Raw genomic sequence first — 22,437 nt, 5'->3', positions numbered from 1 at the left:
AGACGCTGCCCGAACTGTTCGTCTCGATGCGGGTGCGCCCCGTCGGCGACTACCCGAACAAGCTGCTCGCGGCCCTGCGCGCCTCCGCCCCGCCCGGAATCGACGACCCGAACATCGTCGTGCTCACCCCGGGTGTCTACAACTCGGCGTACTTCGAGCACACGCTGCTCGCGCGCCTCATGGGCGTCGAGCTCGTCGAGGGCCGCGACCTGCTGTGCATCGGCGGCAAGGTGTTCATGCGCACCACCCGCGGACCGCAGCGCGTCGACGTCATCTACCGCCGCGTCGACGACGACTTCCTCGACCCGCTGCAGTTCCGCGCCGACTCGATGCTCGGAGCCCCCGGACTCATGCTCGCGGCGCGCCTGGGCAACGTCACGATCGCCAACGCGGTCGGCAACGGCGTCGCCGACGACAAGCTGCTCTACACGTACGTGCCGGATCTCATCCGCTACTACCTCGCCGAGGAGCCGATCCTCAAGAACGTCGACACGTGGCGCCTCGAGGACCCGGGCGCGCTCGAAGAGGTGCTGGACCGCCTGCCCGAGCTCGTGGTCAAGCCGGTCGACGGCTCCGGCGGAAAGGGCCTGGTCGTCGGCCCCGACGCGTCGCCCGCCGAGCTCGACGCGCTGCGCAAGCGCCTGAAGGCCGATCCACGCGGCTGGATCGCCCAGCCGGTGGTCATGCTCTCGACCATCCCGACGCTCGTCGAGGACGGCATGCGCCCCCGCCACGCCGACCTTCGACCCTTCGCCGTCAACGACGGCGACGACATCTGGGTGCTGCCCGGGGGACTGACCCGCGTGGCCCTGCCCGAGGGGCAGCTCGTGGTCAACTCCAGCCAGGGCGGCGGGTCGAAGGACACCTGGGTCGTGGGCGGATCCGCGCCCTCGCACGTCGAGTACGGTCAGGGCAACGGCGTCTCGGGTCTCGTCGCCGACCAGGCCGCGGTGACCGAGGCCATCCCGATCATCTACGACGGTCAACCCGCCCCCGCCACCTCGCCGCGCGACCCGCGGCCGGGCGCCGGCCCCTCGGGCAAGGAGCAGCAGGAGCAGCAGCAGCAGGATGCCACGGTGCAGCACGGGCCGCAGGCCGAGCAGCAGCAGCAGGCCTCGCAGCAGGACGAAGGGGTGTCGGGATGCTGAGCCGGATCGCCGAGAGCCTGTTCTGGATCGGGCGGTACATCGAGCGCAGCGACGGCACGGCCCGCATCCTCGACGTGCACCTGCAGCTGCTGCTCGAAGATCCCTGGATCGACGAGGACACCGCCTGCCGGTCGCTGTTGAGCGTCATGGGTTCGGCCTGGCCCGAGAACGTCGACACGGTGCGCCGCGACGACGTGCTCGCGCGCCTGGCCGTCGACCGCATGAACCCCTCGAGCATCGCCTACTCGCTCACCGCGGCGCGCGAGAACGCCCGCCGGGCGCGCGAGATCGTCTCGACCGAGCTGTGGGAGATCCTCAACACCACGAATTCGCGGATGCCGCGGCGTCTGCAGACCGACAAGGTGCACGAGTTCTTCCAGTGGGTGCGCGAGCGCGCGGCCCTCGCGATCGGCATCGTCGACTCCTCGACGAACCGCGACGAGGCGTGGCAGTTCTTCACGCTCGGGCGCAGCATCGAACGCACCGACATGACCGCGCGCCTGCTGGCGACCCGCTCGCTCACCGAGGTGTCCGGACCGTCGTGGACGACGATCCTCCGCTCGTGCGGCGCCTATGAGGCGTACCTGCGCACGTATCGCGGCATGCCGAGCGCCCGCAACGCGGCGGAGTTCCTGCTGCTGGACCGCCTGTTCCCGCGCTCGATCATCTACTCGATCCAGCGCGCCGAGGACTGCATGAGCGCGATCGACCCCCGGGCCGATCGCGTCGGGCACTCCAACACCGTCCTGCGTGCGCTCGGCCAGATCCGCAACGATCTCGAATACCGCCCGGTCAGCGACATCCTCGCCGAGCTGCCCGAGCACATGCAGCGCGTGCAGACGGTCACGCGCGAGGCGTCGGAGGCGATCCGCTCGCGGTTCTTCCCGACGCAGGCCGAGCCGAGCTGGATCGGAGAGATCTCATGACGGATGCCGTGACCACCGGCCGGACGATGACCTCGGGGGGCCGTCGATGAAGCGCCTGCGCATCGAGCACCAGACGGGCTTCGTGTACCCGGGTGACGTCGTCGCGTCGTACAACGAGGCGCGGATGCTGCCGCACTCGACCGAGAGTCAGTTCGTGCTGAGCTCGTCGCTCGATATCGAACCCTCGACGTCGGTGAACCAGTACGTCGACTACTTCGGCACCCGGGTGGCCGCTTTCGACGTGCTGTCTCCGCACGCCGCTCTCACGATCACGGCACGCTCTCTCGTCGAGGTGCGGCCCCGGCCCATCGAGCACGCCGACATCACGTGGGAGCAGCTCGCCGCCGAGGCGGAACGTTCGATCACGACGGTCGAGCAGCTCACGCAGACCCGTCGGACGGCACCGCATCCCGAGGTCGCCGAACTGGCGCGCTCGATCGCGGCGCAGCATGATCGCCCGGGACCGGCGGCGCACGCGATCGCCGAGGCGATCGGCGACGCGATCGACTACATGCAGGGCGTGACGGGCGTGCACTCGACCGCGGTCGACGCATGGGAGGCCCGCAAGGGCGTGTGTCAGGACATCGCCCACATCGCCATCGGAGCGCTCCGCGAGGTCGGCATCCCGGCCCGCTACGTGTCGGGATACCTGCACCCCAAGCCGTCCGCCGAGGTCGGCGAGGCCGTCACGGGGGAGTCGCACGCGTGGGTGGAGTGGTTCGCCGGTGACTGGCAGGGCTTCGACCCGACCAACAACATCGAGATCGGCGACCGCCACGTGCTGGTCGGTCGCGGTCGCGACTACAACGACGTCCCCCCGCTGCGCGGGGTGTACGCCGGCCCCGGCAAGAGCAACCTCAAGGTGAAGGTGACGATCACGCGCGAGACGTGAGGCGCGGGCCGCCGACGGGCGGCGGTGAGCCGAGCGCGTCGGGGGTCGAGGGGGTTCCTGAGGCGTCGGGTGGGGCGTACGCTGTGGTCTGACCACACGAAAGAGAGTTCCCCATGGTTCAGCGTCAGCTGCCGAAGGTCGGTGAGCTCCTCGAGCTCATGCAGTTCAAGAAGCCCGAGCTCGACGCGCGCAAGCGCCGCCTCGACGCCGCGCTCACGATCGCCGACCTGCGCACGATCGCCAAGCGCCGCACACCCAAGGCGGCGTTCGACTACACCGACGGCGCCGCCGAGGGCGAGCTGTCGCTCGACCGTGCGCGGCGGGCGTTCGAGGACGTGGAGTTCCACCCCGACATCCTGCGTCCCGCCGCCGACGTCGACACCTCGTGCGAGATCCTCGGCGGCCCCTCCGCCCTCCCCTTCGGTATCGCGCCCACGGGCTTCACGCGTCTCATGCAGACCGAGGGAGAGACGGCGGGCGCCTCGGCGGCGGCCGCCGCCGGCATCCCGTTCACCCTCTCGACGCTCGGCACCACCTCGATCGAGGGCGTGAAGGCGGCCAACCCGGTCGGGCGCAACTGGTTCCAGCTGTACGTGATGAAGGACCGCGACATCTCCTACGGCCTCGTCGAGCGCGCCGCGAAGGCCGGGTTCGACACTCTGCAGTTCACCGTCGACACCCCCATCGCCGGTGCCCGCCTGCGCGACAAGCGCAACGGGTTCTCGATCCCGCCGCAGCTGACCGTCGGCACGATCGTCAATGCGATCCCGCGCCCGTGGTGGTGGATCGACTTCCTCACCACGCCCAAGCTCGAGTTCGCCTCGCTCAGCACCACCGGCGGCACCGTCGGCGAACTGCTCAACGCCGCGATGGACCCCACGATCAGCTACGACGACCTCGACGTCATCCGCGGCATGTGGCCGGGCAAGATCGTCGTCAAGGGTGTGCAGAACGTCCAGGATGCCGTGCGCCTCATCGACCGCGGCGTCGACGGCATCGTGCTCAGCAATCACGGCGGGCGCCAGCTCGACCGCGCACCGATCCCCTTCCACCTGCTGCCGAAGGTCGTGCGCGAGGTCGGGAAGGACGCTACCGTCATGGTCGACACGGGCATCATGAACGGCGCCGACATCGTGGCATCCATCGCCCTGGGAGCGGAGTTCACGCTGATCGGCCGGGCCTACCTCTACGGCCTCATGGCCGGCGGACGCCAGGGCGTCGACCGCACGATCGCGATCCTGCGCAGCGAGATCGAGCGCACGATGACCCTGCTGGGGGTGTCCTCGCTCGACGAGCTCGAGCCGCGTCACGTCACGCAGCTCACGCGCCTCGTGCCGGTGGGTGAGCAGGGCGCCGACACCCGCGTCTGATGCGATCGCTCGGGCCGGGGCATCGTGGCGTCACCCGCATGAGGTGAAGCCGAGAAACGATGTCACGCGCGCGGCATTCGAGGAGTCGGCCGTCCATGAGCTGCCCACGCGGGCGCGCACGCTGACGTACGACACGCGGGCCAGGCCCGAGACCGCCGACGAGGGCACGCGGGCGCTGCGCGTCGTCGCCGCGATGCCGCTCACCACGGTGCGGCCGTCGACGAGCATGTCGAAGCGGACCGGGGCGTCGCCGTCGTATCGCCACGCGATCCAGACGCCGTCGAACGGCGGTTCGAAGCACGCGGTGACCGCGGGCGCGACGACCCGGGCGGCGGTGAAGGACGCCGACGTGCCCGTCGGGCTCGACCACGCCGCCCACGCGGGGGAGCTGCCGGCGGCGGCGGCCACGACGGCGGCCACCATCACGGCGAGAACGCGGCGCCCGCGCCCGGATGAACGCATGCTCCGGTCCCGCTCGCGCACGGAGCGGCGCGTGCGAGCGGCGGGGGAGGGCGCGTCGGTGCCGTCGCGAAAGGAGCGCCTCGTGCTCGCCGGGTCCGCGGGCACGGTCTCCCGTCGATGGTCCCGCGCCGCGCGCGGAGCCGGGACCGCGCGGACCTCCCGCGCCGTCCGCGACCGGCGGGCCGCCCGCGCCGCCCGTCGGGTCGTGGGGGGTGGCGCCTCGCCGTGCGGCGGCGGTCCCTCGGCATCCGGGTCCTCGTCCTCTCCGCGCCGCAGGGCGACGACCGCGCACCCGGCGAACCCCGCGACGGTCAGCGCCAGGGGGACGACTTCGCCCGAGCGGAGCCACACGACCGGCAGGCCCACCCAGGGCACGCGCAGTACCCCCACGCCGTGCACGGCGTCGGGATCGAGGGGTGAGCTGTCGGCCGAGGGGTTCGCGTCGCCCTTCGTGACGAGCCACCCGTCGGGGCGCAGCTCAGCGACGCGATGCAGGCGCAGGCGGTCGGGTCGATCGGGGTCGACGGCGAGCACGACCCGCCCCGGCACGAGATCCTCGTGCGGGACGGGCCGCGCCACCACGACGTCGCCCACCTCGATCGCCGGCGTCATCGACTCCGTCATCACCGTGGTGGGCGTCCAGCCCAGGACGACGGGGGCCGCCGCCCACAAGAGCAACGCCAGGACCAGCGTCACGACCGCGCGCGCCGTCGCCACCCCCGCGATCAGCGGGATGCGACCGGAGCGCACGGCTCAGCTGTTCTGTGCTTCCCAGACGAACGATGTCGTCGCCGTGCCGCCCTGTGCGCTGTTGGGCGCATCGTCGGCGAGCTTCCACGTGATGCGGAAGGTGCGCGTCTCGGACGCGGTGCCGGTCGGGCTCCACGTCGCCGCGCCCGTGGCGAACGAGGAGTGCGCCCCGGTGAAGCCCGACAGGCGCCCGTCGAACACCGTGCTCTGCGCGGCGAAACCGGCGCACGTGCCGTAGCCGCCGCCCGTGCCCTGCTCGACGGTCAGCACGAGCTGATCGGACAGGCCCGCCGTCGTCCGGGCATCGGCGGCGTAGAGCCGCACGTCCGAGGCGAGCGAGCCGGTCGAGGTGACGGCGATGCAGTTCGTGCCGCTGTCACCGGGCTTCGCGTTCGGCACCGAGAACAGCGCGCGTCCCGCGTCGTCGTCCGTGAGCTGGACGCTGCCCGCGGTCCACGAGTTGCCGTCGTTCGACGTCGTGCTCGAGAAGGCCGCGTACGAACTCGTCGACACGATGAGTCCCGCCGCGACGACGGCCGCGGGCAAAGCGATCGCGGTGGCGAGGCGCGAGGAACGGCGAGTGAATTTCGGCATGGTGGATCTCCCCAAAGATCGGTGCGGAAATGAACACTCGAAACGTAGGCAAACCGCGTCCGGTGCGCGCGACACGCCCGAGGGTTGACACCGCGCGCGGGGCATGGCATCCATTCGCCAGAATGCACCGCGCCCCTCACGAGCGCGCCGGTTGCTCCTCGCGTCTGCGCGCTCCGGCTCCCAGGGTGAGCGTCGACGCCAGCCCCAGCGTCAAGAACGCCGCCGCCGTGAACGCCGCCGCCCGCGTACCGTCGCTGAACGCCGCGCGCGCATCGGCGGCGACATCCTGCGTCTGGGGCGAAGCGTCCAGGCCCGCGATCGCGGCTCCCGCGCTGTCGACGACCAGTGACACGACCTGGTCGCGCTGCTCGGCCGGCACGCCGCGGTCGTCGAGGGCGGATGCCAACACCCCCGACGTCGTCGAGAACAGCACGGTCCCGAGCACCGCGACGCCCAGCGCGGCTCCGAGCTGACGCGAGGTCGACTGCGTGCCCGAGGCCTGACCGCTCGCCGCGGGCGGCACATCGGCCAGGACCACGCCCGTGAGCTGCGCCGTGGCCAGGCCCACCCCGACCCCGTAGACGAAGAGGAAGGGGATGAGCGGGCCCCACACGGCATCCGGCCCGATCGTGAAGGCGACCCCCGCCACGCCGACGATCTCGGCCAGCAGGCCCCCGCGCACGATCCACACCGGGGCGACTTTGCCGCTGAGCGCCCCCGCGATGCCGCTCGCGACGAACGAGCCGATCGCCAGGGACAGCAGCAGCAGGCCGGTCTGCAGCGCGTCGAACCCGACCACGAACTGCAACCACAGCGGCAGCGCGAGGATGATGCCGAACTCGCCCAGCGAGACCACCGCGGCGGCGATGTTGCCGTTGCGGAACGAGGTGATGCGGAACAGACCGAACGCCAACAGGGTCGATCGACCGGTGCGCTGGCGATGCAGGCCCCACGCGATGAAGCCGATCAGCGCGACCAGCGCGACCGCGAATGCGATCGGCACGGGGGACAGGGTGAGGGGCCAGGTCCACCCGCCGATCGTCGGGGCGGTGGTCACCGTCCACCAGCCGTAGGTGCGCCCCTCGATCAGGCCGAACACGAGCGGGGCCATCGTGACGACCGACAGCAGAGCGCCGACGCCGTCGATGGACTCGACCCGGTCGCTGCGCGACTCGGCGACGGTCACGAGCACCCCGATCAGGATGATCACGCCGAGCGGGATGTTGATGCCGAACGCCCACCGCCACGAGAACGCCGTCGTCAGCCACCCGCCCAGCAGCGGACCCACCGCCGCCATGCCGCCGATGGTCGACCCCCACACGGCGAAGGCGATGCCGCGCTCGCGACCCCGGAAGGTGGCGTTGATGATCGACAGCGTGGTCGGCAGGATCATCGACCCGCCGACCCCCTGGACGAGGCGGGCGAGGATGAGCAGCCCGCCGGTGGGAGCCAGTGCGGCGGCGATCGACGCGGCGGCGAAGATCACGACGCCCAGCAGCATGAGACGTCGTCGGCCGAAGCGGTCGGCGAGGCTGCCGAACACCAGCAGCAGCGACGCGAAGACGAGGGTGTAGGCCTCTTGGACCCACTGCACCTCGGTCGAGGAGATGCCGAGCTCCTCCACGATCGAGGGGACGGCGACGTTGACGATCGTCGAATCGACGATGATCAGCGACACGGCGATGCTGATGAAGACGAGGCCCGCCCAACGGCGCCTGTCCAGGTTCTCGGTCATGTAGCTAGCTTATCTAGCTATATCGTCATCGCGAGGGGTTGACTGTTCGCCGCCGCCGTCCCCCGCTGTGTGCGGCCGCGTCCCCGGGGAGGCTCGCCGATCGGCGCGGGAAACGGGCGCGGGGCGGTCCCGGGCGTCCCCGGGCGACCGGCGCGAGCGCGACGCGGGGACAGCGCGGGCGGAGGCCGGTCGGCTCAGGCCCCGTGCCGCGGGCGCGGCGTGGGCCGCGGGGCACGCTCGCCGGGTGGCAGGGGGATGGGAGTGGTGCCGGCGATCTCGTCGCTGAAGTCCTCGGGTTCGGGCGCGACCGTCAGGATGGGACGCGTCTCATCCACCGTCAGGCGGAACCGTTTCGTCTCGTGGCGGTGCACCCGGCCCGACGCGAGCGTCCACGCGACCCCGATCCCGCACGCGATCAGTGCGACGACGGCCGCGAGGGCGATCGCCACGCGCGGGCCGAACTGGGCGGCGACGGCGCCGACGATGGGGGCGCCGACGGGGGTGCCGCCCAACAGGATCGCCATGTACAGCGCCAGTACGCGTCCGCGCAACGCCGGATCGGTGGTGGTCTGCACGTATCCGTTCGCGGTGGTGAGCGTCGTCACGACGCTGAAGCCGGTCAGCACGAGGGTCGCCGCATACGCGGCGTAGCTGGGGGAGAACACCGACAGGGTGGATGCCACGGCGAAGGCGCCCGCGCCCAGGACGACCACGCGCATCCGGGCGCGATCGCGCCGCGCGGCGAGCAACGCTCCGGCGAGGGAGCCGATCGCGACGAAGGAGCTCAGCAGGCCGAAGCCGTCGGCGCCGCGCCCGAACTCGAGCGCCATCGTCGAGGCGAAGATGGGGAAGTTCATGCCGAAGGCGCCGAGCAGGAACACCATCACGAAGATCACGACCAGGTCGGGGCGCCGGGCGACGTAGCGGAATCCGTCGGCCAGACGGGCGGGCCCGCCGCGTCTGTGGTGCACGACCAGCTCGTGAGGGCGCATGAGCAGCAGGGCGGCGATCATCGCCGAGAAGGTGACCGCGTTGACGAGGAACACCCATCCGGTGCCGACGGCCACGATCATCACTCCCGCGACCGCGGGGCCGATCAGGCGCGCGGTGTTGAACGACGCGGCGTTCAGGGCGACGGCGTTCGAAGCGTTCTCCTGCGCGACGAGGTCCGACACGAACGCCTGCCGCGCGGGGTTGTCGAACGCGGTCACCACGCCGAGGGCGAGGGCGAAGCCGAACATCAGCGGCAGCGTCATGACACCGGTCAGGATCAGGATGCCGAGAGTCACCGCGAGCAGCAGCAGGGCCGACTGGGTGCACATGATGAGCCTGCGTCGGTCGAAGCGGTCGGCGACCCAGCCCGTGACGCCGACGAGCAGCAGCGGGGGCGCGAACTGCAGGGCCATGGTCACGCCCATGGCGGCGGCGTCGTTGTCGGTGAGCTGGGTCAGCACCACCCAGTTCTGCGCGGTGGCCTGCATCCAGGCGCCGATGTTGGAGACGAGTGCTCCGATGAACCAGACGCGGTAGTTGAAGATCGACAGCGACCGGAACATCGAGGTGCTCATCTGTCGGCCACCTTCCTCATGATCACGGCGGCACGGGCCAGGGTGTCGCGCTCGTCGGAGGTGAGCTCGGCGAGGGCCTCCTCCACGAAGGCGTCGCGGCGGCGGACGGTCTCGTCCACGATCGTGCGCCCGAAGTCGGTGAGGTCGATCGTCACGCGCCGACGATCGACCTCGTCGGGGATGCGGGTGACGTACCCGGCATCCTCGAGGAGTGACACCGTGCGGTTCATCGACGGGGCGGTGACGCGCTCGCGATCGGCCAACTGGCCGAGCGTGTGCGCACCGTGCACCGTGAGGGCCGCGAGGACGGCGAACTGCCCGTCGCTCATGGTGTCGACGGCCCGCTGCGCGCGGAGGCGGCGGGCCAGACGGAACGTGGCCATGCGCAGCTCGGAAGCCGCGGCGCTGAGGTCATGACCCTGGTCGGGAAGGGGGGATTCGTCGACGCGATCGTTCATGTTCCTGATCGTGAGCCTAGCTCATTAGCCTTGCTAACGGAATAGAGGCGACCGCCCCGGCGGACCCGCTCCGCCGCGGCCGGCCGGCGCCCCCTATGCTCGGCCCATGCCCGAGTTCGTCGATGCCCACGGCATCCCCATCGTCTACGACGTGTACGAGGCGGACGCCCCGCGCGCCGTCGTACAGCTGCTGCACGGGGTCGGCGAGCACGCGGGGCGCTACGGCGCCCTGATCGACGCCCTCGTCGCCGACGGCTACTCCGTCTACGCCGACGACCATCGCGGCCACGGTCGCACCGGCCTCGCGCAGTGGGGCGGCGATCACCGCAAGCTCGGCCGACTGGGGCCCGGCGGCCTCGGCGCCGCGCGGGACGCGGTGTGGACTCTCACGCAGCGCATTCACGACGAGCAGCCCGGCCTGCCGCTCGTCCTGCTCGGACACTCGTGGGGGTCGTTCCTGGCGCAGATGCTGCTGGATCGGCATCCGGATGCCTTCGACGCGGTCGTCTTGAGCGGCTCCGCCCTGCGATGGCCCGGGTCGTTGAACGCCGGCGACCTCAACGCGCCGTGGAAGCACCTGGGCGGGTCGGGCATGCAGTGGCTGTCGAGCGACGAGCAGGTCGGTCGCGATTTCGTCGCCGATCCGCTGACGACCTCCGAGCCGCTGAGGAAGCTCTTCGGACCGATCGAGGCGGCCAAGCTGTTCGGCCGCCCCCGCCGCGACCTCGGCCGCGACGTCCCGGTGCTGCTGATGGTGGGCCGCGACGACACCGTCGGCGGGCCGCGCAGCGTGCACCTGCTCGCCGACGCCTACCGCACGCGGTCGGGGCTGACCGACGTCACGACGCTGGTGTACCCCGGGGCCCGTCACGAGATCTTCGCCGAGCGGTGTCAGGCCGAGGTGCGCGCGGACCTGCTCGCGTGGCTCGGTGCCCGGCTGCCCTCCCGGCGCTGAGTCGCCGCGACCCTCCGTCCCGACCGTCGCGCCCCCGCCGTAGGCTGGAGGCATGCACGGCGAGTACAAGGTCCCGGGGGGCAAGCTGGTCGTCGTCGACCTCGAGGAGCGCGAGGGCCGCATCCACGGCTTCCACCTCGCGGGCGACTTCTTCCTCGAGCCCGACGACGCCCTCGACGACATCGATGCGGCGGTGAACGGGCTGCCCGTCGAGTCCGACGTGCCCACGATCGCGGCGACCATCCGCCAGGCACTGCCCGAGGGGGCGCAGCTGCTCGGTTTCACGCCCGAGTCGGTGGCCACGGCCATCCGTCGCGCGCTGGTCACGGCCCCCGGCTGGGGCGACTTCGAGTGGGAGGTCGTGCACGACGACCCCGTGTCGCCCCGCATGAACCTCGCCCTCGACGAGGTGCTCACCACCCGCGTCGGCGCCGGGCTGCGCAAGCCCACCCTGCGGCTCTGGGAGTGGAACGAGAGCGCCGTCGTCATCGGATCGTTCCAGTCGCTGCGCAACGAGGTCGACCCCGAGGGTGCGGCGAAGCACGGCTTCGACGTCGTACGCCGGATCTCCGGCGGCGGCGCGATGATGATGGCCGCCAACTCGATCGTCACCTACTCGCTCTACGTCCCGGCATCCCTCGTGGCCGGGATGACCTTCGCCGATTCGTACGCCTTCCTCGACGACTGGGTGCTCCTGGCGCTGCGCTCGCTCGGCATCGACGCGGTGTACCAGCCCCTCAACGACATCGCCGGTCCCCACGGCAAGATCGGCGGGGCCGCGCAGAAGCGGCTCGCCAACGGCGGGGTTCTGCACCACGCGACCCTCAGCTACGACATGGACGGCCAGGTCCTCACCGAGGTGCTCCGCATCGGTCGCGAGAAGCTCAGCGACAAGGGCACCGTCTCGGCCGCGAAGCGCGTCGACCCGCTGCGCAGTCAGACCGGCCTGCCGCGCGATGAGGTCATCGAGCGCTTCATCCAGACCTTCACGACCCTCTACGGCGCTACCGAGGGGCACATCACCCCCGAGGAGTACGCCGAAGCCGAGGCGCTCGTCGCCTCGAAGTTCGCCACCGACGCGTGGCTGCAGCGGGTCCCGTGAGCGTGGACGCCCCCGACGCCGCCCTCGAGCCGGGCGTCGTCGAGATCCATCACGCCGACAACCTCACGATCACCCCGGCGCTCGCCGACGGCTCGTTCTCGCTCGTGTACCTCGACCCGCCCTTCAACACGGGGCGCACGCGCTCCAAGGCGGTCGAGTCGGCGACATGGACTCCCCCCGCGGACGATGAAGCGGAGGCCGCTCCCGAGCCGGCGGCATCCGTCGACGATCCGAACATGCTGACGTTCCCCGAAGAGGAGCCGCCTCCGCCGCCGGTGGTGCAGCGCGGCTTCCACGGTCGCGAGTACGCGCGGCTGCGCGGCGACCTGCGCACGTACGACGACCGCTTCGACGACTACTGGGGCTTCCTCGAGCCGCGGCTGATCGAGGCCTGGCGACTTCTCGCCGACGACGGCACCCTGTACCTGCACCTCGACTATCGCGAGGTGCACTACGCCAAGGTGATGTGCGATGCCCTGTTCGGCCGCGACCGATTCCTCAACGAGCTGATCTGGGCGTACGACTACGGAGCCAAGACCAAACGCCGCTGGCCCACCAAGCACGAGACGATCCTGGTCTACGTCAAGAACCCCGCTGCGTACTTCTTCGATTCGGATGCCGTCGATCGCGAGCCGTACATGGCCCCCGGCCTGGTGACGGCCGAGAAGGCCGCGCGCGGCAAGATGCCCACGGACGTGTGGTGGCACACCATCGTGCCGACCACCGGGCGCGAGAAGACGGGCTACCCGACGCAGAAGCCCGAGGGCGTCCTGCGGCGCATGGTCCAGGCGTCCAGTCGTCCCGGCGATCGGGTGCTCGACATGTTCGCCGGCAGCGGCACGCTCGGCGCCGTCGCCGCCCCGCTCGGCCGGCACGCGGTGCTGATCGACGACAACGCCGACGCGGTCGCGGTGATGCACAAGCGTCTGCAGGCCTTCGAGGCCTGAGCCGCCGTCCGCGGCGGTGAGCGGTGCGGCGCGGTCAGGCCCGCGACCGCACGAGGGCGGAGACGAGACTGCGGATGCCGGTCTCGCCGTCGGCGTAGGGCATGACGGGTCGTCCGTTCGTGGCGATCAGCACGGCCACGGGACGTTCGACGCCGACGTCGAGGGCCGTCGCGAGTGCTCCGCCGAGGTCCATCGCCGCCGGCGTGCGCGGGCCGTCGGCCGCGCGCGCGGGGGCGTTCCAGTCGCGTCCGGCCCCCACGGCGTACACGATCCGCACGTCCAGCCAGGCGGAGAGCGCGTCGTGGTGTCGGTCGAGCAGGTCGATGACCCGCAGGCAGCGCTCGCAGCCCGGCTGAGCGAAGACCAGCAGCTGGCCTCGACCCCGTGCGGCCTCGGTGACGACGTCGAACACAAGACCGTCCTCGCGCAGGAGCGGCGGGCGCGACGACGCGACGTCCGGTGACGGCATCCCTCCCCTGCGTCCGGCCCGCGCCGTCGTGAAGCCCGCGCCGATGAGAACCGCGCTCGTCGCGAGCGCGAGAGCGGCCGCGCGGGGGTCGGAGCCGAGCGTCGCCACCGCCGAGGGGTCCTCGCTCTGCGCGGCGATCGTGCACACGCCCGCCAGCAGGACGGCCGCGCCGCAGAAGAGCGCGTTGCGGCGCACCAGGGCGGGGGACAACGGCGTGCGGCTCCAGCGGCCGAAGCACCCGCACTCGTCGCTCGAGCCCCGTCCGACCGCGCGGGCCGTCACCGCGGTGAGAACCGCCGTCAGCGCGACGATCGCGACCGCGGCGTCCGCCCGGGGCCGCCCGTCGGCGCAGGCGAGGGCGAGAGCCAGAGCCACCTCGACGAGCGATACTCCGGCCACCGCGAGGCGCGGGAGGAACCGAGGCAGGCGCAGCGCCGACAGCACGCGGGGAGCGTCGTCGAGCGCAACGAGCTTCGCGATCCCGCTGGCCAGCAGCAGAGTGGTCGCGGGGGCGATGAGGCAGAAGAGGAGAAGGCTCATGGTCGGCGGCCGTCGGGCACGGCAGCTCCAGCCTGGAGCGTGGGCGGGGGACGTCGCGGCATCCGCGGGGGGAATTCATCCGCGTGCGGGGCCGTCCTCACCCGCGGGACCGTCGCCGATCCGGCTCCGCCGGCCCCCGAGGGGCGAGGACGCGCCTAGGGTGAGCCCATGGAATTCGGCATCTTCGTCCCCCAGGGCTGGCGCTTCGACCTCGTCGGCATCGACCCCTCCGAGCACTGGCGCGTCATGAACTCCCTCGCCCAGAGCGCCGACGACGGTCCGTGGGCGTCGCTGTGGGTCTACGACCACTTCCACACCACCCCCGTGCCCAGCGCCGAGGCCACGCACGAGGCCTGGACGCTCATGGCGGCGTTCGCCGCCGCCACCGACCGGGTGCGCCTCGGTCAGATGTGCACGTGTATGGGCTACCGCAACCCGGCGTACCTGGCCAAGGTGGCCGCGACGGTCGATGCGATCTCGGGCGGACGCGCCGAGATGGGCATCGGCGGCGGCTGGTACGAGCACGAGTGGAAGGCCTACGGGTACGGCTTCCCGCCCATCGCCGAGCGTCTCGGGCGTCTGCGCGAGGGCGTCGAGATCATGCACCAGGCGTGGACCACCGGCGAGGCGACCCTCTCGGGGAAGTATTACCAGGTCGACGGCGCGATCGTTCAGCCGACGCCCCTGCAGGCCGCCGGCATCCCGCTGTGGATCGCCGGCGGCGGCGAGAAGGTCACCCTCAAGATCGCGGCGAAGTACGCCTCGTACACCAACTTCGGCGGCTCTCTCGAGGAGTTCGACCACAAGTCCGAGGTGCTGCGCGGGCACTGCGAGACCCTCGGTCGCAACGTCGGGGAGATCACCCGCTCGACCAACTTCAACACGATCGTCGCCGAGACCGAGGCCGAGGCCGACGAGCGGCTGGCCGCCGTCGTCGCGCGCCTGCGTCCCCATGTGGGCGACGAGCGGGCGGATGCCATCGAGGCCGACTACCGCTCGTCCGACGGGTTCGGCACGCCCGAGCAGATCGTGGAGCGGCTGCGCGAGCGCGCCCGGCACGGCCTGGGCTACGCGATCCATTACTTCCCCGAGGCCGCGTACGACACCTCGGGCATCTCGCTGTTCGAGCGCGAGGTCATCCCGCAGCTTTGAGGCGTTCGGCGTCGCCGACTCCCGCCCGGTCGGGCGCGTGGCGTCGCCGACTCCCGCGATAAACGCCGTTCCTGCCGAAACACGCGGCGGCGCAGCGTGTCTCGGCAGGAACAGCGTTTATCGGCGCCGGCCACGGCCACGGCCACGGCTCCGGCTCCGGCTCCGACGCAAGCGCGGCTCCTGAGCGGGCGCGTGGCGGCGCCGGGCCCGGGCCGGCGCCGCGGCGTCAGGCGTCGCGGCGCGCGCCCTCGGACGGGGTGACCGTGAAGACGTTCGGACGGCGGAACCCGGATGCCGCGAACGCGGCGTGCACCGCCTCGGTCGCCGCCGGGATGAGCTCGACGGGCATCAGCGCGATCGCCGCTCCGCCGAAGCCTCCGCCGGTCATGCGCGCGCCGAGGGCGCCCGCGGCCAGCGTCGTCTCGACGGCGAGGTCGAGCTCGGGCACCGAGATCTCGAAGTCATCGCGCATCGAGGCGTGCGAGGCGACGAGCAGGTCGCCGATGGCGGCGGGACCGTCGGCGTCGAGGGCGGCGACGGTGTCGAGCACGCGCTGGTTCTCGGTGACGACGTGGCGCACGCGGCGGTAGGTCACGTCGTCGAGCATCTCGGCGGCGCGGGGCAGGTCGTCGACCGTCAGGTCGCGCAGCGACGCCACCCCGAAGGCCGCCGCACCCCGCTCGCAGGCCTCGCGGCGCTCGCGGTAGCCGCCCGTGGAGTGGGCGTGCTCGACCAGCGTGTCGACGACGAGGATCGCCAGCCCCGCGTCGGCGAAGCCGAGGGGCACGGCGCGCGTCTCGAGGGTGCGGCAGTCGAGGAAGGTCGCCGCATCGGCGACGCCAAGCATCGAGGCCATCTGGTCCATGATCCCGGTGGGCGCACCGACCGCGTCGTTCTCGGCGATGCGTCCGACGCGGGCCAGGGCGACCTTGTCGAGACCGGCGGTCCAGACGTCGTTGAGGGCGGATGCCACGGCCCCCTCGATCGCCGCCGACGACGACAGTCCGGCGCCGACCGGGACCTCGGATGCCAGGGCGATGTCGACGCCGCGGGGGGTGGCATCCGGAGCCTCGCGCAGCAGCGCCCACGCCACACCCAGCGGGTAGCCCGCCCAGTCGAGGCCGCCGGCGGTGATGCGCGCGTCGAGCTCGGCGAGCGGGACCTCGACCGCGTCGTCGGCGAAGGTCGACCGGACGCGGATCACGTCGTCGTCGCGCAGCGCGACGGCCGCGGCGGTGCGCTGAGCGATCGCGAAGGGGAAGACGAAGCCCTCGTTGTAGTCGGTGTGCTCGCCGATGAGGTTGGCGCGGCCGGGGGCCGACCACACCCCCTCGGGCGAGGCGGCGAGTAGGGCGCGGGCGTCGTCGACGGCGGTCATGCCGTCACCTCCGGAACGGTGTCGAGGGCGGCGCGCAGGCGCTCGGCCTGCGACTCGGGGGTCACGTCGCCGATCCAGGCGCCCATGGCGGCCTCGGATCCGGCGAGGTACTTCAGCTTGTCGGCCGCGCGACGCGGCGAGGTGATCTGCAGGTTCAGGCGGACGGCATCCCGTCCCCGTCCGACCGGCGCCTGGTGCCACGCGGCGATGTAGGGGGTGGGGGTGTCGTACAGCGCGTCGATGCCGCGCAGCAGGCGCAGGTAGAAGGGGGCGAGTTCGTCGCGCTCGGCGTCGGTCGTCTCGGCGAGGTCGGCGACGTGGCGGTGCGGCAGCACGTGCACCTCGATCGGCCAGCGGGCCGCGAAGGGGACGAACGCCGTCCAGTGCTCGCCGCGGAGCACCACGCGCTCGCCGGCCTGCTCGAAGTCGAGGATGCGGGCGAACAGATCGTCGGAGGTGCGCGAGATCGTATCGAGCAGTCGGTGCGTGCGCGGGGTCACGTAGGGGTACGCGTAGATCTGACCGTGCGGGTGGGGCAGCGTGACGCCGATCTCCTGGCCGCGGTTCTCGAACGGGAACACCTGGCGGATGCCGGGCAGGGCCGACAGTGCCGCGGTCCGGTCGGCCCACGCCTCGATCACGGTGCGGGCGCGCGTGCGCGACAGCGAGCCGAACGAGCCCTCGTGCTCCGGGCTGAAGCACACGACCTCGCACCGTCCGACCGAGGTGCGCGTGCGGCCGAGACCGAGGTGCTCGAGGTCGTCGGCGCCGCGCGGGGGGTCGACCGCGGCGGGGGCGTCCCCGGTCGCGACGTCGAGGGCGGGACCGAACGAGGGCGACTTGTTCTCGAACACCGCGACGTCGTACAGCGAGGGGATCTCGGACAGGTTCGTCGGTGTCTGCGGGGACAGCGGATCGAGGTGCGCGGGCGGAAGGAAGGCGCGGTTCTGACGATTGGATGCCACGGTGATCCAGTCGCCGGTCAGCACGTCCTGACGCATGGTCGCCGTTGCGGGCCGCGGGTCGAGGGTGCGCGCGTCGATCGCGCGCTCGGGTCCGAGGGTCGTGCCCGGATCGTCGAAGTACATCAGCTCGCGACCGTCCGCGAGGTGAGTGGGGCGTTTGATGACGCCGGCGCCCAGAGCGATGGCCGGGATGGTCTCCGTGTTCACGATAACACGTTACATTTCACGCGTGCTATCGTCAACATCGGAGGGCGAGATGCGGGTATCCATGGCCGACGTCGCGGAGCGGGCCGGCGTGTCCGCCCAGACGGTGTCGCGCGTCGCGAACGGCAGCCCTCGCGTCGACCCCGCCACGCGCGCTCGTGTCGAGAGGGCCATGGCCGACCTCGGCTATCGCATGCACCGTGCGGCGCGTGCCCTGCGCACCGGCCAGACCTCGACGATCGGTCTCGTCGTGTCGACCCTGGCCACGGTCGGCAACTCGCGCATGCTGCAGGCGATCTCGGAGGCCGCCGCCGAACGCGACTACGCGCTGGCCGTGGTGACGGTGGGGGAGCGCGGCATCCGCGAGGCCTTCGCCCGGCTGCGGTCCCAGGGCGTCGACGGCGCCGTGGTCTTGAACGAGGCGACCGAGCTCGCGCGCGACGCCGAGCCGCCTGCCGACCTGCACCTCGTGGTGGTCGACTCGCCCCCCGACCCGCGGTTCTCGATCGTGCAGACCGACCACGCGGGCGGTGCCCGTGAGGCCACCGCGCATCTTCTCGCCGCCGGTCACGACACCGTGCACCACCTCGCCGGACCCGCCGGGTCGTTCGCCGCCGCCGAGCGCGAGCGCGGGTGGCGCGAGGCGCTCGTGGTCGCCGGCGTCACCGCGCCCGAGCCGGCGCGGGGCGATTGGAGCTCGGCATCCGGTCATTCCGCCGTGGCGCAGCTGATCGGAGCCACGGCGATCTTCGTCGCGAACGATCAGATGGCCCTCGGCGCCCTGCGCGCCCTGTCCGACAGCGGCCGCCGCGTGCCCGAGGACGTCGCGGTCGTCGGCTTCGACGACATCGTGGATGCCGCGGAGTTCCGCCCGCCGCTGACCACCGTCCGCCAGGACTTCGACGCCCTCGGCCGCCGCGCGGTCGCGGCACTGATCGCCGCGATCCAGGGCGGCGCACCCGTCGCCGAGACCGTGGCGACCACACTGGTGGTGCGCGCGAGCAGTGCCGGGGCCTGACCCGGGACGCGATTAGCGCGCCAGTCGCCGCCGTGCAGACGACGACGCCCGCGGATGCCGGAGCATCCGCGGGCGCCTGTCAGGGGGTGTGCGTTACTTCTTGACCGGGATGGACTGCGACTCCAGGGCGCCGATGGTGGCATCCTGGCCCTTCTGCAGGGCGTCGACCAGCGTGCCGTTGCCGCTGACCGCGGCCTTGAAGCCGTCCGAGACGTCGGCGTAGGTCTTGGTCATCGTCGGGCCCCACACGAAGTCGGGGGTGACCTCGGTCGCGGCCTTGGCGAAGACGTCGTAGATCTTCTGGCCGCCGTAGAACTCCACGCCCTGCGCGAGCGAGGGGAGCTTCAGACCCTCGGTCGTGGCGGGGTAGATGTTCGCCTCCTGGTTGAGGGCGGTCAGCGCCTCTTCCGAGGTGTTCAGCCACAGGGCGAACTTCGTCGCCTCATAGGGGTGCTCGCTGCCCTTGAGGACCGCGATGGACGATCCGCCCCAGTTGCCCGCGACCTCATCGCCGGCCGCCCACTGCGGCAGGTCCGAGACGGCCCAGCCGCCCGCGGTGTCGGGAGCGCCGCTCGAGATCGAGTTGGCACCCCAGACGGCCGAGTTCCAGGTCCAGACCTGGCTGGAGTTGTAGGCGTTGTTCCACTCGTCGGTCCACGCCGGGTAGGTCGAGACGAGGTCCTGGTCGATCAGGGACTGCCAGTACTCGGCGACCTTCTTCGACGCGGGATCGGTGAGCGAGACGGTCCAGCCGTCCGCGTCGTTGCCGAACCACTGCCCGCCGGCCTGCCACACGAAGCCCGCGAACTGGTTGATGTCGGACTGCGAGAAGTTGGTGATGTACCCGCCGAGCGCCCGGATCTTCTTCGCGGCCTCGGTGTACTCGTCCCACGTGGTGGGGACGGCGATCCCGTTCTTCTCGAAGAGGTCCTTGCGGTAGAACAGCGCCATCGGTCCGATGTCCTGGGGGACGCCGTAGACGGCGCCGTTCTCGCCGAGGGCGACCTGGTTCCACGCCCACCCGACGAACTGGTCCTTGGCGGCGACGACGTCGGAGCAGCCCCCGATGTTCTCGAGCCCGTCCTGCACGAGGAAGTTCGGCAGCGCGTCGTACTCGATCTGGCCGAGGTCCGGGGCGTTGCCGGCGGCGATCTGGTTGAAGAAGTTCTGGTAGGTGCCGCTGTTGCCGTTCGGGCCGGTCTGCACCTTGACCTGGATGTCGGGGTTCTCGGAGTTCCACATGTCGACGACCTTCTCGATCCCCGGGATCCACGAGGTGAATTCGAGGGTGACGGGGCCGTCGGCGGGGGCGCAGTCGGCCGCCGAGGCGGCGTCGTCGCCGCTTCCACCGCCGGCGCAGCCGGCCAGGAGCAGAGCCGACAGGGCGACGCCCGAGGTCGCCGCGAGGATTCTGTGCTTCATGCGAATGCCTTTCTCTGGTGACCCGGACGCGCCGTTTGCGTCCGGGGTGGGGGCGGCCGGAGCCGCCGAAGGGATCACTTCAGGGCACCGGTCCCGAGACCGTTGCGCCAGAAGCGCTGGAGGAGCAGGAAGATGACGACGAGGGGGATGACCGACAGCAGCGCGCCGATCAGCACGAGCCCGCGCAGTTCGGGGATCTGGTTGAGCTGGTTGTTCCAGCCGTACAGGCCGAACACGACGGGGAAGAGCTCTTCGCTGCGCAGCATGATCAGCGGCAGGAAGAAGTTGTTCCAGATGGCGACGAACTGGAAGAGGAACATCGTCACCAGCGCGGGGCTCATCAGCCGCAGGCTCACGGTGAAGAACGTGCGGATCTCGCCCGCGCCGTCCAGTCGGCTCGCCTCGAGCAGCTCATCGGGCACCGAGGAGGCGGCGAAGATGCGCGCGAGGTACACCCCGAACGGGCTGACGAGCGAGGGCAGGAACACCGCCCAGAACGTGTTCGTGAGCTGGACCTGGCTGAAGATGAGGAACAGGGGCAGGGCGAGCGCGGTGGCCGGGACCAGCACGCCACCGAGCACCACGTCGAACACCAGCTCGCGGCCCGGGAAGCGGTACTTGGCCAGGGCGTAGCCCGCCATCGCGGCCAGCAGCGTCGCGACCGCGCCGCCGAGGCCGGCGTACAGCAGCGAGTTGCCCAGCCAGCGCAGGAAGACGCCGTCGCGGTAGGCGAACAGGTCGCCGATGTTGGAGAACAGGCGCATGTCGGCGAACCACAGCGGGTTCGTGGTCAGGATGTCGCCGGTGCTCTTGCTCGAGGCCACGAGCAGCCACCACAGCGGCAGCAGGAAGTACACCGTGAAGACGGCCATGACGAGCATCGCCGAGGTGCGCGAGATCAGCGGTTCGCGGACCGCGCCGGAGCGGGTGCCGCGCGCGGGCCGGGTGCCGCGCGCGGGACGGAGGGTGGTGACGGCGCTCATGCGTTGCCCTTCTTCTGCATCCACTTCATGAAGCCGAACGACAGCACGAAGGTGGTCACGGCCAGCACCACCGAGAACGCGGCGGCGAGGTTCGCATTGGGGATGGATGCCGTGGCGTACACGGTCATGTTCGGGGTGAAGGTGCTGGTGACCGCCGAGCTGAACGAGCGGAACACCTGCGGTTCGGCCAGCAGCTGCAGCGTGCCGATGATCGAGAAGATCGCGGTCATCACGATCGCGGGACGCACGAGCGGGATCTTGATCGACCACGCGATGCGGAACTGCCCCGCGCCGTCGAGGCGGGCCGCCTCGTAGATCTCGCTGGGGATCGACAGCAGCGACGAGTAGATGATGAGCATGTTGTAGCCCACGTAGACCCAGGTGACGACGTTGGCGATCGACCACAGCACCAGGTCGGCGCCGAGGAAGTCGACGTTCTGCGTCAGCGCCGTGAACGGCGAGAGGTTGGGCGAGAACAGCGAGCCCCACATGATCGCGGCGATGACGCCGGGAACGGCGTAGGGCACGAAGAACGCCAGGCGGAAGAAGCGCTTGCCCTTGAGCAGCGGCGAGTCCAGCAGCAGCGCGAAGATCAGTGCCAGACCGAGCATGATCGGGACCTGCACCACGCCGAACGCGAGCATGCGCAGCATCGACGACCAGAACGCCTCGTTCTGGAACACCTGCGCGTACTGCGCGAAGCCGCCGAACACGAGCTCGGCCTTGCCGAAGGTGCCCTCGCGGCGGACGACGAGCAGCGACTGCACGATCGCGAACACGATGGGCAGGACGTAGAACAGCGCGAAGAGCACCGCGAAGGGGGCGAGCAGGATGACGATCGCGCTCTTGAACGGCACGCGCGCGCGCCGGGGCTTCGGCTCGTTCGCGCGCGCGGCCCGCGTCGGGGCCGGGACGGTGGTGGTCACTGGGTCTCCTCGATGATGCGGACGGCACCGCCGGCGACGGTGACGGGGCCCGCGACGGTCTCGCCGGTGATCGCGTCGCGGCCGTGCGCCGCGATCTCGACCGTCTCGGTGGTGTGGTTGACGACGAACGTGAACGCGCGCTCCGCGTCCGCGCGACGCACGACCTCGACGCCCGGTCGGGCGAGCGTCGGACGGATGCCGGCGGCTTCGGCCGCGGCCGAGAGCAGGTCGCGGTACGCCTCGGCGGCGGGCAGGGTGGCGAGGTACCACGCCGTGCCGGCGCCGACCCGGCGGCGCGTCCGGGCGGGCAGGCCCGCGGCGGGGCCGTCGACGAAGCGGGCGTCGATCTCGGCGTCGACCGCGCGCAGGCGCTCCGACCACAGTGAACCGATCGTGCCGTCGTCCAGAGCGACGGTCTGGGCGGGGCCGAGGGGCGCGAACTCCTCGGACACGATGCCGAGCAGGTCGCGGAA

General features: G+C 71.4%; 21 protein-coding genes. 9 read left to right on the top strand and 12 right to left on the bottom strand.

Features of this window, described 5'->3' with window-relative positions:
* The 4 genes from QZ433_RS00945 to QZ433_RS00930 form a co-directional block, all read left to right on the top strand.
* On the top strand, window positions 1-1,148 hold a 1,148-nt coding region (locus QZ433_RS00945), incomplete at its 5' end, for a circularly permuted type 2 ATP-grasp protein (RefSeq protein WP_295779581.1).
* Window positions 1,142-2,074: an alpha-E domain-containing protein gene (locus QZ433_RS00940; RefSeq protein WP_108320594.1), complete on the top strand. Its 933-nt coding sequence runs from the start codon at window positions 1,142-1,144 to the stop codon at window positions 2,072-2,074. The genes QZ433_RS00945 and QZ433_RS00940, both read left to right, overlap by 7 nt.
* Window positions 2,075-2,120: 46 nt before the next feature.
* Window positions 2,121-2,966, top strand: a complete 846-nt coding sequence (locus tag QZ433_RS00935) for a transglutaminase family protein (RefSeq protein WP_136587312.1) — start codon at window positions 2,121-2,123, stop codon at window positions 2,964-2,966.
* 113 nt (window positions 2,967-3,079) lie between these two features.
* A complete protein-coding gene (locus QZ433_RS00930) occupies window positions 3,080-4,336 on the top strand; it encodes an alpha-hydroxy acid oxidase (RefSeq protein ID WP_295779580.1) in 1,257 nt (418 codons plus the stop codon).
* A gap of 30 nt (window positions 4,337-4,366) precedes the next feature.
* On the opposite strand, the gene QZ433_RS00925 is transcribed toward QZ433_RS00930, so the two are convergent.
* The 5 genes from QZ433_RS00925 to QZ433_RS00905 all read right to left on the bottom strand — a co-directional run bounded on the left by QZ433_RS00925 (window position 4,367) and on the right by QZ433_RS00905 (window position 9,903).
* A complete protein-coding gene (locus tag QZ433_RS00925) occupies window positions 4,367-5,548 on the bottom strand; it encodes a S24/S26 family peptidase (protein WP_295779579.1) in 1,182 nt (393 codons plus the stop codon).
* 3 nt (window positions 5,549-5,551) lie between these two features.
* Window positions 5,552-6,142 (bottom strand): TasA family protein, encoded by a 591-nt coding sequence (locus QZ433_RS00920; RefSeq protein ID WP_295779578.1) that lies wholly within the window; start codon window positions 6,140-6,142, stop codon window positions 5,552-5,554.
* Window positions 6,143-6,278: 136 nt separating this feature from the next.
* Window positions 6,279-7,877, bottom strand: coding sequence for a DHA2 family efflux MFS transporter permease subunit (locus QZ433_RS00915; RefSeq protein WP_295779577.1), 1,599 nt, complete (start codon window positions 7,875-7,877; stop codon window positions 6,279-6,281).
* A gap of 194 nt (window positions 7,878-8,071) precedes the next feature.
* Window positions 8,072-9,445, bottom strand: a complete 1,374-nt coding sequence (locus QZ433_RS00910) for an MFS transporter (RefSeq protein ID WP_295779576.1) — start codon at window positions 9,443-9,445, stop codon at window positions 8,072-8,074.
* The gene (locus tag QZ433_RS00905) at window positions 9,442-9,903 is read right to left on the bottom strand and encodes a MarR family transcriptional regulator (RefSeq protein ID WP_295779575.1); all 462 of its coding nucleotides are present in this window, start codon (window positions 9,901-9,903) and stop codon (window positions 9,442-9,444) included. The genes QZ433_RS00910 and QZ433_RS00905 overlap by 4 nt, the downstream gene beginning before the upstream one ends.
* Window positions 9,904-10,009: 106 nt before the next feature.
* Between QZ433_RS00905 and QZ433_RS00900 the strand changes: the two genes are divergently transcribed.
* From QZ433_RS00900 to QZ433_RS00890, 3 genes are read left to right on the top strand one after another with little or no spacing between them, the layout of a single operon-like run.
* Entirely contained in the window at window positions 10,010-10,858 is an 849-nt protein-coding gene (locus QZ433_RS00900) for an alpha/beta fold hydrolase (RefSeq protein ID WP_295779574.1), read from the top strand.
* Between the two features lie 52 nt (window positions 10,859-10,910).
* On the top strand, window positions 10,911-11,960 hold the full coding sequence (locus QZ433_RS00895) for a biotin/lipoate A/B protein ligase family protein (RefSeq protein WP_295779573.1): 1,050 nt from the start codon (window positions 10,911-10,913) through the stop codon (window positions 11,958-11,960).
* Window positions 11,957-12,907 carry a site-specific DNA-methyltransferase gene (locus QZ433_RS00890; RefSeq protein ID WP_295779572.1) on the top strand — a complete coding sequence of 317 codons (951 nt, stop codon included), beginning with the start codon at window positions 11,957-11,959 and terminating at the stop codon, window positions 12,905-12,907. The genes QZ433_RS00895 and QZ433_RS00890 overlap by 4 nt, the downstream gene beginning before the upstream one ends.
* Before the next feature lie 34 nt (window positions 12,908-12,941).
* Here the strand turns inward: QZ433_RS00890 and QZ433_RS00885 are convergent, their stop codons facing one another.
* Window positions 12,942-13,916 carry a MauE/DoxX family redox-associated membrane protein gene (locus tag QZ433_RS00885; RefSeq protein ID WP_295779571.1) on the bottom strand — a complete coding sequence of 325 codons (975 nt, stop codon included), beginning with the start codon at window positions 13,914-13,916 and terminating at the stop codon, window positions 12,942-12,944.
* Between the two features lie 168 nt (window positions 13,917-14,084).
* Here QZ433_RS00885 and QZ433_RS00880 point away from each other — a divergent pair, with 168 nt between their 5' ends.
* Window positions 14,085-15,068, top strand: coding sequence for an LLM class F420-dependent oxidoreductase (locus QZ433_RS00880; RefSeq protein WP_295779570.1), 984 nt, complete (start codon window positions 14,085-14,087; stop codon window positions 15,066-15,068).
* 226 nt (window positions 15,069-15,294) lie between these two features.
* Here the strand turns inward: QZ433_RS00880 and galK are convergent, their stop codons facing one another.
* Both galK and galT read right to left on the bottom strand, forming a co-directional pair.
* Window positions 15,295-16,446 (bottom strand): galactokinase, encoded by a 1,152-nt coding sequence (gene galK, locus QZ433_RS00875; RefSeq protein WP_295779569.1) that lies wholly within the window; start codon window positions 16,444-16,446, stop codon window positions 15,295-15,297.
* Window positions 16,443-17,534: a galactose-1-phosphate uridylyltransferase gene (gene galT / locus QZ433_RS00870; protein WP_295779582.1), complete on the bottom strand. Its 1,092-nt coding sequence runs from the start codon at window positions 17,532-17,534 to the stop codon at window positions 16,443-16,445. The genes galK and galT overlap by 4 nt, the downstream gene beginning before the upstream one ends.
* 145 nt (window positions 17,535-17,679) lie before the next feature.
* Here galT and QZ433_RS00865 point away from each other — a divergent pair, with 145 nt between their 5' ends.
* The gene (locus QZ433_RS00865) at window positions 17,680-18,633 is read left to right on the top strand and encodes a LacI family DNA-binding transcriptional regulator (RefSeq protein WP_295779568.1); all 954 of its coding nucleotides are present in this window, start codon (window positions 17,680-17,682) and stop codon (window positions 18,631-18,633) included.
* A 93-nt stretch (window positions 18,634-18,726) separates the two neighbouring features.
* Here QZ433_RS00865 and QZ433_RS00860 read toward each other — a convergent pair whose 3' ends face one another.
* The 4 genes from QZ433_RS00860 to QZ433_RS00845 all read right to left on the bottom strand — a co-directional run.
* Window positions 18,727-20,055, bottom strand: coding sequence for an extracellular solute-binding protein (locus QZ433_RS00860; protein WP_295779567.1), 1,329 nt, complete (start codon window positions 20,053-20,055; stop codon window positions 18,727-18,729).
* A 74-nt stretch (window positions 20,056-20,129) separates the two neighbouring features.
* Window positions 20,130-21,038 (bottom strand): carbohydrate ABC transporter permease, encoded by a 909-nt coding sequence (locus QZ433_RS00855; protein ID WP_295779566.1) that lies wholly within the window; start codon window positions 21,036-21,038, stop codon window positions 20,130-20,132.
* Window positions 21,035-21,964: a sugar ABC transporter permease gene (locus QZ433_RS00850; RefSeq protein WP_295779565.1), complete on the bottom strand. Its 930-nt coding sequence runs from the start codon at window positions 21,962-21,964 to the stop codon at window positions 21,035-21,037. The genes QZ433_RS00855 and QZ433_RS00850 overlap by 4 nt, the downstream gene beginning before the upstream one ends.
* Window positions 21,961-22,437: beta-galactosidase trimerization domain-containing protein (locus tag QZ433_RS00845; protein WP_295779564.1), on the bottom strand; the 477-nt coding region annotated here is incomplete at its 5' end. The genes QZ433_RS00845 and QZ433_RS00850, both read right to left, overlap by 4 nt.

Source organism: uncultured Microbacterium sp., assembly GCF_913776565.1.
Taxonomy (GTDB): domain Bacteria; phylum Actinomycetota; class Actinomycetes; order Actinomycetales; family Microbacteriaceae; genus Microbacterium.
This window is presented reverse-complemented; position numbering and strand designations above follow the sequence as displayed.

Bases quoted from the DNA above. Each gene is read 5' to 3' on its own strand.
- QZ433_RS00940 (WP_108320594.1), top strand. From the start codon at position 1,142: ATGCTGAGCCGGATCGCCGAGAGCCTGTTCTGGATCGGGCGGTACATC.
- QZ433_RS00935 (WP_136587312.1), top strand. From the start codon at position 2,121: ATGAAGCGCCTGCGCATCGAGCACCAGACGGGCTTCGTGTACCCGGGT.
- QZ433_RS00930 (WP_295779580.1), top strand. From the start codon at position 3,080: ATGGTTCAGCGTCAGCTGCCGAAGGTCGGTGAGCTCCTCGAGCTCATG.
- QZ433_RS00920 (WP_295779578.1), bottom strand. From the start codon at position 6,142: ATGCCGAAATTCACTCGCCGTTCCTCGCGCCTCGCCACCGCGATCGCT.
- QZ433_RS00915 (WP_295779577.1), bottom strand. From the start codon at position 7,877: ATGACCGAGAACCTGGACAGGCGCCGTTGGGCGGGCCTCGTCTTCATC.
- QZ433_RS00910 (WP_295779576.1), bottom strand. From the start codon at position 9,445: ATGAGCACCTCGATGTTCCGGTCGCTGTCGATCTTCAACTACCGCGTC.
- QZ433_RS00905 (WP_295779575.1), bottom strand. From the start codon at position 9,903: ATGAACGATCGCGTCGACGAATCCCCCCTTCCCGACCAGGGTCATGAC.
- QZ433_RS00900 (WP_295779574.1), top strand. From the start codon at position 10,010: ATGCCCGAGTTCGTCGATGCCCACGGCATCCCCATCGTCTACGACGTG.
- QZ433_RS00895 (WP_295779573.1), top strand. From the start codon at position 10,911: ATGCACGGCGAGTACAAGGTCCCGGGGGGCAAGCTGGTCGTCGTCGAC.
- QZ433_RS00885 (WP_295779571.1), bottom strand. From the start codon at position 13,916: ATGAGCCTTCTCCTCTTCTGCCTCATCGCCCCCGCGACCACTCTGCTG.
- QZ433_RS00880 (WP_295779570.1), top strand. From the start codon at position 14,085: ATGGAATTCGGCATCTTCGTCCCCCAGGGCTGGCGCTTCGACCTCGTC.
- galK (WP_295779569.1), bottom strand. From the start codon at position 16,446: ATGACCGCCGTCGACGACGCCCGCGCCCTACTCGCCGCCTCGCCCGAG.
- galT (WP_295779582.1), bottom strand. From the start codon at position 17,534: ATGTACTTCGACGATCCGGGCACGACCCTCGGACCCGAGCGCGCGATC.
- QZ433_RS00865 (WP_295779568.1), top strand. From the start codon at position 17,680: ATGGCCGACGTCGCGGAGCGGGCCGGCGTGTCCGCCCAGACGGTGTCG.
- QZ433_RS00860 (WP_295779567.1), bottom strand. From the start codon at position 20,055: ATGAAGCACAGAATCCTCGCGGCGACCTCGGGCGTCGCCCTGTCGGCT.
- QZ433_RS00855 (WP_295779566.1), bottom strand. From the start codon at position 21,038: ATGAGCGCCGTCACCACCCTCCGTCCCGCGCGCGGCACCCGGCCCGCG.